We start from the raw sequence: 12270 nt of genomic DNA, 5'->3' as shown, positions 1-12270 counted from the left end.
TTTTACCAGAGTCCCTGGTCGAATTTACGGGCAATTTTGTTCGTGACTAGCACAAGAACCAGCCCGACTGAAGAGGTGAAAAATCCTAGAGCTGTCGTTAAACTGAATTGGCCGCGCCCGAGACCGACTTCATAACTCCACACGCTGATGACATTAGAAATATCGCTAACCATCGGATTTTTGAGCACATATATTTGATCGAATCCGACATCCATCACATTCTCCATCGAGAGGATCAGCATAAGAATAATGACCGGCGTAATGCCCGGCAGCGTAATATGCCAGATTTGTCTCAACTTATTGGCACCGTCCATACTCGACGATTCGTACAAGCTCGGATCGATATTGGCGAGCGCCGCCAAATAGATGATTGCCCCGAATCCAACTCCCCTCCAAATCCCCGAACCGAGATAAATGCTGAGCCAGGACGACTTATTATACAGAAACTGTATCTTTTCCCAGCCCAATGCACTAATTAGTTTATTGATAATCCCCTGTTCCTGAGCGAAGATCAGGACGATGAACGAGCCAACGATGACCCAGTTCAAAAAATGCGGCAAATAAACGAGTGTCTGGATGACACGCTTATAGAACATGCGCCTGATTTCGTTCAGCAGGATCGCCAAAATAATCGGAAAGGGAAACGAGACCACGATGGTCAGCACGCTTATAAAAAACGTGTTCTTGATAATGGTAAGCATCATCGGACTGTTAAATAGTAGCCGGAAGTTGTCCAAGCCCGTCCAAGGGCTGTGAAGAATACCGTCCGCTAAGTTGTAGTTCTTGAAGGCAATAATCAGTCCCCCCATCGGGATGTATTTGAAAGTGATGAAGTAAACCAAAATCGGTGCAAACATGATCATAAGGGGGACGTTCATGTTGAAGCGTCGTCGCCTTCGGAGCCTTTCCTCCTTTGTACGAACCGCAGCAGCTTGCTGATATATTGCTTTTTTTGTTTCCATGTGAGGCTTCATCTGCTTTTCTCCTTATCCGCAAATTATGAAAGTTTTTCTAGCTCTAATTCAAACGGAACGCGGGAGGAAATGCCATACACAAGTTTCTCTTCGGTATACGATTATCCAGTTACAGCACTGCTTGGGCGAAATTGTATATAGCCGATTTTCGCATATAAGAAGTTGACCTTCTTTAAAACGTGAATGTGGGGGGCGTGACAAACCAGCCCTGAAATCTTTTCACGGAAAATAGCATGCTTAATCAATGAATGATTTCACTGATTAAGCATGCTTTCCCAATTACCGCTCACTATTATTTTTTCAAATATTGCCCAGGAGTCGTACCGACCTTTTTCTTAAACGTATTGAAGGAATAATTGTAAAAGCCGCATAAACGGGCAATTTCTTTAATATCGAATTGACTCAATTTTTCATCAAACATGATCCTGCTCTTTCCGTACGGCACGGTAGGACACAGCAAAGAAGATAGATGTATCAACGGATTGATTCATCTATCTTCTTTATTTAGTCTCAAACATATACCCAAATTTGTTTCATTTATCGACCAAATCAGTCTCACTTATAACCGTTACTCACAATTTTGAATTCTCATCCCTACCGATAAGCACGCATCGCTTTGCGCAGCTCCTTCAATGTAGGCCGCTTGCCGTACATCAGCACGCCAGTACGGTAAATCTTCGCCGCAAGCCAAGCCATCGCGCCGATCGACGCCAACTGAATCGCAATCGAGATCGCGATTTGCCAGAATGGCGGCGTACTCATCCCAATCCGCAGGAACATGATGAGCGGTGAGAAGAAAGGCACGAAGGACATCGTGACTACGAAGCCCGCATTCGGCTGATTCAGCCCGAAGATCGCAATCATGAAGGCCGCTACAATGACGAGGGTAACTGGCATAATCGCTTGCCCCACATCCTCTGTTCGACTCACAATCGAACCTACAGCTGCGAAAACCGTGGCATAGATGAAGAAGCCGAGCAAATAAAAGATCAAAAAGTACACGATGAGCGATAGCTGCAAATCATGCCAACTTAAATGCAGATCAGCGATCATAGAAGAGCTGCCACTCAAGCTTAGATTAACGGCTCCGACCGCAATCAACAGCCCAATTTGCGTTAACGCAAGCAAGCAAATCCCAATAATTTTGCCAAACATCTGCTTAAGCGGTGAGACACTTGTTATAAGCAATTCCATGACACGCGTGCTCTTCTCCGCTGTAATTTCTGTAGCTACCAAGTTTCCGAAGCCAATTACGCCCATATATAAGAGAAATAACATGACATACACGAGCGCATAGGAAATCGCAATTTGCGACTCCGTTTTACCTGCCGCTGCTTGATCTGATGTTGAAATTTGCACGGTCTCCAGGGATACTGGCGTTTGAAGAGCCGTTTTTACGGCATCCGACAGGCCCGCACCTTGCAAGACGATATCCGTTTTGATGAGGTGGAGCGTCGTTTGAAGCTTATTTTTTAAAGAAAACTCCATCGTACCTTTGGATTTATAGATCACCTTAGGAAATCCGCCTTGCTTCGCATCGGCAATCTCCAAGAAGCCTTTAATCTTTTTATCCGCGATTTGCTGCTTCCCGTAGGCTTCATTCGCTGCTGTGCTGCCTCCATCCGGCAGTGGCACAATGAGAATATCTGGCTTTGATTGATTATTGTAAAAGGCGGTCAGTTTGCCAGCAATACCAGTTGGACTTGTACCGAAAACGCCAATTTTGGTAGGTTCATCTGAAGATAATTGATTGATAATGGCKGGAAGATGAAACAGGACAGATAAGACAATCATCAATATCAGCGTCATAATGCGGAATGATTTCATGCGGAAACGCGTCATATAGGTAAATTTGATCACCGTTAAAATCCTATTCATGGCTGTTCCCCACCTTCTGGATAAATATTTCATTCAGGGTTGGCTCCATGATTTGAAACCGCTGAACAGATGACCGTTCCATAGCAAATTGAAGAATGCTCTGTGCTGCTTCTGGATGCGCGATACGAAGCTCGTATCCGTTATGTCCTTTGTTCACAGAGGTCACGCCTGGAAGCTCCTCCAACCCAGTTAAGCTCGTCTCTGTCTCGAGAATGACTCTCTCCTTCGGAAAGCTCGCCTTAATATCCTTCAGACTGCCTTGAAGAATGGTGTTCGAGCGATGCAAGATGCAGATATTCTCACAGAGCTCCTCCACATGATCCATCCGATGGCTGGAAAATAAAATCGTTTTTCCCTCGTCGCGCAGACTTTTCACTGTTTTCTTCAGCAGTTCTACATTCACTGGATCGAGTCCACTGAAAGCTTCATCCAGAATGAGGATATCGGGATTGTGAATAACCGCGGCAATAAATTGAATCTTCTGCTGGTTCCCCTTGGACAGCTCCTCAACCTTACGGTTGTAATAATCCGGAACCTCGAACCGTTCCAACCACATCTTCAAACTGCGATCTGCTTCACTACGTTTCATTCCCCGAAGCTCCGCTAAGTAAACGATTTGCTCACTTATTTTCACTTTGGGATACAGGCCACGCTCTTCAGGCAAATAGCCCATTAGGCTTCGTAGTTCTTCCCGATACCCCTGCCCGTTCCACCGAATACTTCCTTCATCAGGATATATAAGTCCGAGTACCATTCGCATTGTTGTCGTTTTGCCGGCCCCATTGGCGCCTAACAAGCCATAAATTTCTCCCTGCTTCACTTGTAGCCCAATGCGATTCACGGCGGTTTTATCCCCGTACTGCTTCGATACGTCTTGTACAATTAAAGGGTATGTCATCACTTGACCTGCCTTCCCTCACGAAATTGCTTACGTACACTATTTTACATGAAAATGGAAAAACAATGAATTTTTCTTCACATGGGCAAAAAAAAGAGAAGCCCTCAACGCTTCTCATACCGATTTAACGCTAACTTCTGGATCTCAATCGCTCGATCAATTTTGGACGCTTTCATCTTACTAACGTAGCTATCGAACGCATCAAGCGGCTCGACACCGAGAATAATCTTCAGAGACATCTCATCGACGAGTGTCATCACATCCAGCATAATCGAAGAAAATTCAGCACTCTCAAGCTCCGTCTTCGGAATTTGCGGTAACGTGTACGATTCAACTTGCGTATCCGCCCAGATGCCAATAGCTTTCCTTTGCTCTGGCAAGGTATAATATTGCTCCCCATACCGAGCATCCTGCACAAACGGCCCAAAATAGCTTGCTCTCGTATACATCGACAAAGCTTGCGAAGGTGCCAGCTTGTCTGGATTCCGCAGGATCCAATCCGTATAGGTCGGATAGCCGTCTTTCAGCGTGTAGCTCGTTCCTTCAATCCCGAAATTAAAGAGCATATGACCTTCGTCGCTATAGCCGTAATCCAGCAGCTTGGCAGCCTCTGCCGCATGTTTACTATTACTTGAAATAGCTACTCCACCGGTACCGACATAAGCGTAGCTCTTCTGCCCGAATTTAGGCTTCTCCCCTTTATGCAAGACGGGGTAAGGGGCTGCAGCAAACAAAGCGGATTTGTTTTTCTCCTCGACAATCGGCTGCCATTTCCCAATACCTGCCCCCGCATTCCAAATCGTTGCTCCGCTTCGCCCCGTTACCATATTGGAGTCCATCGTTTTAGTATCCACGGAAGCGATATTCTTATCAATTAATCCTTCCTCATACCACCCTCGGAACGTAGCTAAGAAATCTCGGTAGCCTTTCTCCATCGGACCATACTTAACCTCACCATGATCTTGATAGAAGCCTTTGCGAATCCCATAAGCGCCTACAAAAGCACCGCCCTCAATCCCGAACAGCGGATTCGGCACGCCTAGAAATGTCAACGGAGCAGCAATTCCCTTTTTCTCTTTGAACGCCTTGAGCACCGTATGCCATTCCTCTATCGTGGTTGGGACCTCTAACCCGAGCTCGTTAAGCCAATCCTGACGGATGATGGGCCCTTGATAAGTACGAAGCTTATCGTCACCACGGATAAAAGGGAAAACGTAATAGCTGCCGTCATCGGTTCGAATTTGCTTGTCGATTTCGGGATGTTCCTTTAAGTACTGCTTCAGATTAGGCGCATACTTATCAATGACCTCGTTCAGTCTCAAAATATAACCATCTTTGATCGCCTTTTCAGGCCCGCCAGGGAAGCTGTCCCACTCGTACTCCATCATATCAGGCAAGTCGCCAGAGGCTAATAGGACATTCATCGCTTCCTTAGCCTGATTGGCTGACGGCTGTATGAAGGAAAGCTGAACACCAGTTCGCTTCTGCCATTCTTGAAAAAAAGGAATATCCTTGAATTTTGCTTTCACACTCCCGGCATTCCCATTCAACTCTGACCAATAGCTCATTTTCGTTGCTGCTGGCTGAAACTGCTCCTTATCCTTAATCGTAGCTGTAGGCTGCCCTGACGGTGTCGTAAGCGTCGTTGGGCTCTCAGAAGAGCATGCCGTCAGCCCAATGGTGATTATACCTAGAAGTAATAGCAACTTACTGCCAGCTCGTCTGCTCATTCTGTTCCCCTCCCCGCATCTGATCGTTCGATCCTCATCAGTTCATTTCCTTATATTTCCCAGGTGTTATTCCCTCGTATTTCTTGAAAACACGAATAAATGTCGCTACTTCATTATAACCAACTAACCGCGCGATCTCCGAGATTGAATCTTGTTTATAACTGATCATCTTCTTCGCTTGTTGAATGCGGTATTTCGTGATGTAGTCGAGTAAACCCTCACCTGTCTGATCCTTGAATAATTTAGATACGTAGCTGCCTCTTAATGCAAAGTTTTCACCAATCGTATTCACATTCAGATTAGCATCTTGATATTGTTCCTCGATGAATTGCATTACTTTCGCGATTAGTTCACGCAATGTTTCCGTGCGTTCCTTCGTCTGGTTCGCTTCTATCTTGGAAGCGGCAAACGCACATACCTCTCTAAGCAACAGCTGCAGCTCTTGCTGCATTTCTAGAATGGTGTCGCAGGCAATGATTGAATCCATCCATAACGGGTTATCCCCTAACCAAGGCTGCGTAGTCCCGTCTCCTAGCTCATTCATCGCTTTCACCATCGTGCCGACAAGATTTAAGATGAGACATCTGGCCAAAGTAAGCGACACCAGTGTCTTATCGAAATTACGCCCCATAATCTCGTTCATGCTAGCCGAGGCTTGCTCAATATCTCCCGTTTTGATGAGATTAATAATTTGCTGCTCTACTTGGAGCGGATAATAGTAACCTAGCTGCAGCTTATCAGCTGTGTCGATTCGGATCTCATCATAGGTGATGATCTCTCTCTTCCCTCTAACCATCTTATATTCCATCGCGTCCAAAGCTTCACTATAAGCCTCGGCAACACCAACTAAAGAAGTGTGAACACCGCTGATGGAGATCGTTAAATCCATATGGAACCGCGTCAAGAAACGCTGTGCCTCTGCGGCAATCCAATCCAGATCAAGCTTCCGCTCTGCCGCATCCGTTTCTGCAAAGTTCACCAAACAAACCATCATATCATCGATTTCAGCCACATACCCCGCATGATGGCGATGACCGACGAGCTCTTCAACAACATTCGTGATAATGAACTGCATCAATTTTCTGCGTTCACTGATGTCCATACCTGGCAAATTCTTAGATATACTATCGGAATTCTCAACCGCAAACAGAATTACAGCGAAATGATTCGAAATCAAATCCATATGAAAGGTTTTGAACGCTTCCTCGTACGAAACGAGCGACTCAATTCGCCCTTTCAACAGTCGATTTAACATATTTGAACGAAGCACGTGATGGTGAGATTGCAGCTGCATCGCGATTTGATCCTTCTCATTCCGCGTATGCGAGATCACTTTCTGAATGAAATGCAGTTCATTTCCATCAGCACGTTCTTCGAAGGCATTTTTATCCGAAATCGATTGAACCAAACGTTGGATAGGTGAGTAGTTACGGCGCAGAAAGAACCAAGTTAGCACCGCTGCACCAAATAAGCTGATCAGTATGCTGATGTAAGTAAACTTGCGGACATACTCCGCTTTTTCCCAATAAATGCTACTTGGAATGATCAATACATATTTCAAATCAGAAACAGCCGATTGAATATAGAAAAGCTCTGATTCTCCATCCTGCGAAGGTTTATACGTCACCGTATCCTCATCCTGCAATTGCTCCAAAATGAGATTCTTATTCATCGTCACAGGGACATTGGAGAGTAGAACTTGATTGTCATGATTAAGGATGACGATTTGCCCACCGCTAAACCCTGAAATGCTTTCGATTGCCTTCTCGAACCGTTCCCTATCCGCCATCACAACGACAGTACCTGTCTGCTTACCATTCAGATCTTTGGGCAAGTGTGTGATGTACACGATGGAGGAGGCAGACGGACCTGCATCTACACGCGGAAGGATAAGAAATTGGTTATTCGTAGCTTGGTGGATCGTATCCAGCCATTGCTCGTATCGGAGGGTACCCGTATTGTGAATCGTATCAAACGCTGTGTGCAAATCTCGCATATTGCCTGGACGGAGAATCGAAGCCTCCTGATCCCAAGTCACATAGAATTCGTCGATCGTCGCATATGAGGTTTGGTACATCCGAAACTCTTTCACGAGCTGAAAAGCCAGATATTGATCATCATTGGTTCGTACATTGGTGTACATCAGACTTTGAAGCTTCGCATTCCAAGTAATTTCCATATTCAGTCGTTTCATCAAATCGAACTGCGTATCGATCGTGTAACGGACTTGTTTCAGTAATGAATCATTCGCACGGTGAATTTCACTTTTTAATGCATGACTAGATTGCGAGTAAATGAGGATGCTCATCAGCATAGGCACGAATAATACGGCACTGTACGATAACAACCATGTAAATACAATACTTTTTCTTTTGGGCCAAAAAAATCGAAGCTTCACATGGATCTCCTCCCACTGCGCACCTTGAAAATTCCTCTGAAGGGATTGTCTCCTTCACACTATTATACCTCTGTTCGCAAGGGGAGGAATGTCCAAAATGACAAATCCAATTGATAAAAACGCTACTAGATCTCTATTTCCATGGTCTATCCCTTCAGGGAACCTACCATTACCCCTTTGACAAAGAAACGTTGTACAAATGGATAGACACATAGTATTGGCAATGTCGCCACGACGATCGTCGCATATTTGATGGTTTCCCCGATCTGGAAACGATCGCCTGCATCGGCTCCGACGGACATGCCATCTGTTGAGTTGGATATTAAAATTTCCCTGAGAACGAGTTGCAACGGGAAGAGGTCTCGATTTTTAATAAAGATCGAAGCATAGAACCAACCATTCCATTTATCAACGGCATAGTACAGAATCATGACGGCAATGACGGGCATGGACAACGGGATGATGATTCGGAACAAAATCGTAAAGTGATTAGCCCCATCGATTTTGGCCGACTCCTCTAAGCTGTCTGGTATCGCCATAAATGCTGTTCGCATAATAATCAAATTAAATGTGGAGATGGAGAAGGGAATGATCGTCGCCCATAGGGTGTCGAGTAAGCCTACATTTTTGACGATCAAATAGAGCGGGATTAATCCACCATGAAAGAACATTGTGATTACGATAATGATCATAAATGCCTTATTCCAGATCACATTTTTACGAGAGAGCACGTATGCGCCTAACGCTGTCATCAGGAGATTGACAATAACACCAGCGACCACAATAAACATAGTGTTTCGGTAACCAATGAGAATTCCGGGGTTCTTCATAACCCCTTTATAGGCTTCCCAACTAAAGCCAAGTGATTTATATAAAATGCCTTTGTGCGCAACTAATTCACTTGCATTACTGAACGAAGCAAATAGAACGTAAAGCAAAGGGTACAACGTAACCACAACAAGTAGGGTCAAAATCAAATGAATAGCAACATCGAATAGTCTTTCTACGAAACTAGGTCCTTTTCTCATCAACATCACCTCACCATAAGCTGCTTTCATTTACTTTACGACTAATGTAATTCGCTGTAATGAGCAGGATTAGATTGATAACGGAATTAAATAAGCCAACAGCTGAGCTGTAGCTCCATCCGAACTCCAGCAACCCTTTACGATAGACGAAGGAAGAAATTACGTCCGCCGTTTCATAACTGACCGGATTATAGAGCAGAATGATTTTCTCAAAGCCCACGTTCAACAAATTACCCATACGCAAAATAAACATAATCGCAATCGTCGGCATGATACCTGGCAATGTGATATACATCATTTGTTTCCAGCGACTTGCGCCATCCATGCGTGCAGCTTCATACTGTTCCGTATCAATGCTCATTAACGCCGCAATATAAATAATAGATTCCCATCCAATTCGTTGCCAAATCTCGGATAAAATGTAGATCGGTCGGAACAACTCTGCTTTCTGCAGCATCGCTTGCCCATCATATCCGAAAGACATCGCGATATTGTTAATGACACCATCCGCATTCGTAAAGTCCGTAATAATCCCGCAAATAACGACTAGCGATATAAAATAGGGCATATACGTAATCGTTTGTGCAACTCGCTTGAAAGTCTTACTTCGCACCTCATTAATCAAAAGCGCCAAAATAATCGGAACAGGAAACTCAAATATTAAGGAGTACAAGCTGATAACCAGCGTATTTTTCAGTATGCGCCAAAGGTAAAAAGAGCTGAAAAAATCATGAAAATGCTTAAAACCTACCCAATCACTTCCTAGAATTCCCTTCATAGGTGAATACTCTTTGAAGGCAATTAAGGCTCCATACATCGGTGCATAATGGAAAATCAAGTAATATGCGAGCACGGGTACCATCATGAGGTACAAGTACTTGTTGGCTATAAAATCACGGATATATCGATTGGTCCCCGTTCGTTGCTTCGTGAGCGTTACGCTTTCCAGTGGCTGTGTATTCGCCATCTCCATCCTCACCCTCTCACCAGTTTACTTGTAAAGGAGGGAGATCTTAGATCCCCCCACCTCTTCCTGCTTAACGAAACTTATCGCTTGTTATAGCGATCAAGTGCTGCTTGTTGAATCTCGATAGCGCGGCTTAAATTCAAGGACTTCATTTTATCCACATACTTCTCAAAGCCATCTACAGGCTCGTTGCCCAAAATGATTTTCAGCGTCATTTCATCCACCAACGTATTCATATCGCCCATGATTTTCGCGTATTCGGAGCTTTCTTCCGGAGTAGGCGTAAGCGGCGGCAAGCTGTATTTGGCTGTATCGGTTTTCTTCCACACATTGATAGCATCGCGTTGGGTCGGCAGTACAAAGAATTGCTCTGCATAACGCTTGTCTTGGATAAATGGACCGTTGTAGCTGCCGCGAATGTACATGGACATCGCTTGTGCAGGAGCTAGCTTATCTGGATTTTTCATCAGTAAGTCCGTATATTTCGGATAGCCATCCACCATCGAGTAGCTGACACCTTCTGTTCCGAAGTTGAAGAACATGTGACCAGCTTCACTGTAACCATAATCCAGCATCCTAACTGCTAATTCTGGATTCTTGGACTTCGCCGTTACCGCGACAATGCCTCCAGAGGAATACGGGTTATCCTTTTGACCAAATTTCGGCGTATCGCCTTTCTTAAGTACCGGATATGGCGCTGCTACCAGCTGTGCTTTAGGATCTTTGGCTTGGATTAGTGGCTGCCATTTGCCGATTCCGCCGCCTGCGTTACCAATACTTGCCCCTGTCGCTCCCGTTGCAAAGCTGCCATCCAAGGCTTTCGTATCCACCGTAGCGATGTTCTTATCTAGCAAGCCATCTTGAAACCATTGGTGGAACGTCTTCAAGTACTCTTTGAAGCCGCTTTCCGACGGTCCGAATTTGATTTTCCCATTCTCCAAATAGAATCCACGATTCACGCCAAATGCGCCTAAGAATGCACCATTGTACGATTCATTGAAAAATCTTGGTTTGCTGATAAAGGATAATGGCGCGGCTGCACCTTTCTTTTCTTTAAAAGCTTTCAAAGTCGTTGTCCAGTCATCAATCGTTTCAGGTACAGGAAGTCCTAACTCATCCAACCAGTCTTTACGAATCATCGGGCCTTGAAAAACCTGTAGATACTCATCTCCACGAATGAAAGGGAACGCATAGTAGCTGCCGTTATCCGTTTTCACCATCTTGTCGACGTCTGGATGCTCTTTGAGATATTTCTTCAGGTTGGGCGCGTATTTATCAATCAGATCATTCAATTTCAAAATGTAACCATCTTTAATGGCTTTCTCAGGTCCACCTGGGAAATCACTCAAGAAGTTGTATTCGATCATATCTGGCAAATCGCCGGATGCAAGCATCACGTTTAGCGCTTCTTTGGCTTGTCCTGTCGGAGGCGCTAAGAATTTAAGCGGAACTCCCGTTTTTTTCTGCCACTCTTGGAAAAAGGGGACATCGGCATGTGTTGTTTTCACACCTGTTAAGTTCCCATTCAACTCACCCCAGTAGGTCAGTGTTTTATCCGTTGTCATCGGATATGTAGTCGCTGTTGTTGTTGCTGGTGATTGTGACTCACTCGTTGTCGTCGTTGTTTCCGTTTTCGAGGAACAGGCAATCGCTGTCCCCATCATCATGACAATCATGGTTGAAGCTAAAATTTTCTTCATTCATTGACCCTCCACTACATGTTATGGTGAGATGCATCTCTTCCTTAAGCGTAGGGGATTCCATCGGATTAACCTATGAGCAATATGAAGAATGACATGGTCATTTCGTCATGTCGAATTGTTGATTTCCGCAATCCAATGGACGAAATCACAAAATCAGCCCTCTTATAGACAAAAAAATAGCACGGAATGATGATATTTCACATCATTCCGCGCTATATGTAACCTTTTACAAACCGAAAATGGCATCAATAACTGGCTTCGTTGTTCCGCCTGGATACAAGACATACAACAAGACATAAACCATAACGCCTGTTGGCGCTGTTAGCAGCCATACAATCGCCGCAACTTTACCGATTTTCTTATGTTTGAGGAATTTCTTTTTGTAAGCGAACCATAGTGTAACGAGGCCAAGAACGCCTCCGATAGTAGCCAAAGTAATATGGAAGAACAAGAACAAATGATAAGGCAACTTTAAGCTCTCCGGCCCGCCGAACGCCGTGTTTCCTTCAAATAAGGTACGGGACATGTAGATGATGAAAAAGGCTAAAGCGAAAATCGCGCCTAGAACCATCAGCTTTTCATGCGTATCCCGGTTTCCTTTGACGATATGATACCATCCGAATCCAACAAAAATGGCACTAATCACAATAAACATCGTAGAAATCGTGGGTAATATGTGCATCTTTCTAATCCT

The 12270-nt window shown here is 44.6% G+C and carries 10 protein-coding genes; all 10 read right to left on the bottom strand.

Annotation, left to right across the window (positions count from 1 at the left end; translation table 11 throughout):
* Window positions 1-2: 2 nt before the first annotated feature.
* The 10 genes from AB4114_RS09500 to AB4114_RS09455 all read right to left on the bottom strand — a co-directional run bounded on the left by AB4114_RS09500 (window position 3) and on the right by AB4114_RS09455 (window position 12258).
* Window positions 3-974 (bottom strand): ABC transporter permease, encoded by a 972-nt coding sequence (locus tag AB4114_RS09500; RefSeq protein ID WP_441988237.1) that lies wholly within the window; start codon window positions 972-974, stop codon window positions 3-5.
* 292 nt (window positions 975-1266) lie between these two features.
* Window positions 1267-1395, bottom strand: coding sequence for a helix-turn-helix domain-containing protein (locus tag AB4114_RS09495; protein ID WP_441988236.1), 129 nt, complete (start codon window positions 1393-1395; stop codon window positions 1267-1269).
* Window positions 1396-1568: 173 nt separating this feature from the next.
* Window positions 1569-2852, bottom strand: coding sequence for an ABC transporter permease (locus tag AB4114_RS09490; RefSeq protein ID WP_441988235.1), 1284 nt, complete (start codon window positions 2850-2852; stop codon window positions 1569-1571).
* A complete protein-coding gene (locus tag AB4114_RS09485; RefSeq protein ID WP_441988234.1) occupies window positions 2845-3750 on the bottom strand; it encodes an ABC transporter ATP-binding protein in 906 nt (301 codons plus the stop codon). Before AB4114_RS09485 ends, AB4114_RS09490 begins: the two co-directional genes overlap by 8 nt.
* Window positions 3751-3854: 104 nt before the next feature.
* The gene (locus AB4114_RS09480; protein WP_441988233.1) at window positions 3855-5480 is read right to left on the bottom strand and encodes an extracellular solute-binding protein; all 1626 of its coding nucleotides are present in this window, start codon (window positions 5478-5480) and stop codon (window positions 3855-3857) included.
* A 37-nt stretch (window positions 5481-5517) separates the two neighbouring features.
* A complete protein-coding gene (locus AB4114_RS09475) occupies window positions 5518-7878 on the bottom strand; it encodes a helix-turn-helix domain-containing protein (RefSeq protein WP_441988232.1) in 2361 nt (786 codons plus the stop codon).
* Between the two features lie 146 nt (window positions 7879-8024).
* The gene (locus tag AB4114_RS09470) at window positions 8025-8906 is read right to left on the bottom strand and encodes a carbohydrate ABC transporter permease (protein WP_056608292.1); all 882 of its coding nucleotides are present in this window, start codon (window positions 8904-8906) and stop codon (window positions 8025-8027) included.
* 10 nt (window positions 8907-8916) lie between these two features.
* The gene (locus tag AB4114_RS09465; protein WP_441988231.1) at window positions 8917-9873 is read right to left on the bottom strand and encodes an ABC transporter permease; all 957 of its coding nucleotides are present in this window, start codon (window positions 9871-9873) and stop codon (window positions 8917-8919) included.
* A gap of 80 nt (window positions 9874-9953) precedes the next feature.
* Window positions 9954-11573: an extracellular solute-binding protein gene (locus AB4114_RS09460; protein WP_441988230.1), complete on the bottom strand. Its 1620-nt coding sequence runs from the start codon at window positions 11571-11573 to the stop codon at window positions 9954-9956.
* A gap of 229 nt (window positions 11574-11802) precedes the next feature.
* Entirely contained in the window at window positions 11803-12258 is a 456-nt protein-coding gene (locus tag AB4114_RS09455; protein ID WP_171632365.1) for a DUF420 domain-containing protein, read from the bottom strand.
* Window positions 12259-12270: the final 12 nt, after the last annotated feature.

This window comes from Paenibacillus sp. 2RAB27, from assembly GCF_052115445.1.
In the GTDB taxonomy this organism is placed as follows: Bacteria; Bacillota; Bacilli; order Paenibacillales; family NBRC-103111; genus Paenibacillus_E.
The sequence above is the reverse complement of the archived record's forward strand: the minus strand, read 5'-3'. Positions and strand labels throughout refer to the sequence as shown.

Bases quoted from the DNA above. Each gene is read 5' to 3' on its own strand.
- AB4114_RS09460 (WP_441988230.1), bottom strand. From the start codon at position 11,573: ATGAAGAAAATTTTAGCTTCAACCATGATTGTCATGATGATGGGGACA.
- AB4114_RS09485 (WP_441988234.1), bottom strand. From the start codon at position 3,750: ATGACATACCCTTTAATTGTACAAGACGTATCGAAGCAGTACGGGGAT.
- AB4114_RS09455 (WP_171632365.1), bottom strand. From the start codon at position 12,258: ATGCACATATTACCCACGATTTCTACGATGTTTATTGTGATTAGTGCC.
- AB4114_RS09495 (WP_441988236.1), bottom strand. From the start codon at position 1,395: ATGTTTGATGAAAAATTGAGTCAATTCGATATTAAAGAAATTGCCCGT.
- AB4114_RS09480 (WP_441988233.1), bottom strand. From the start codon at position 5,480: ATGAGCAGACGAGCTGGCAGTAAGTTGCTATTACTTCTAGGTATAATC.
- AB4114_RS09500 (WP_441988237.1), bottom strand. From the start codon at position 974: ATGAAGCCTCACATGGAAACAAAAAAAGCAATATATCAGCAAGCTGCT.
- AB4114_RS09465 (WP_441988231.1), bottom strand. From the start codon at position 9,873: ATGGCGAATACACAGCCACTGGAAAGCGTAACGCTCACGAAGCAACGA.
- AB4114_RS09470 (WP_056608292.1), bottom strand. From the start codon at position 8,906: ATGAGAAAAGGACCTAGTTTCGTAGAAAGACTATTCGATGTTGCTATT.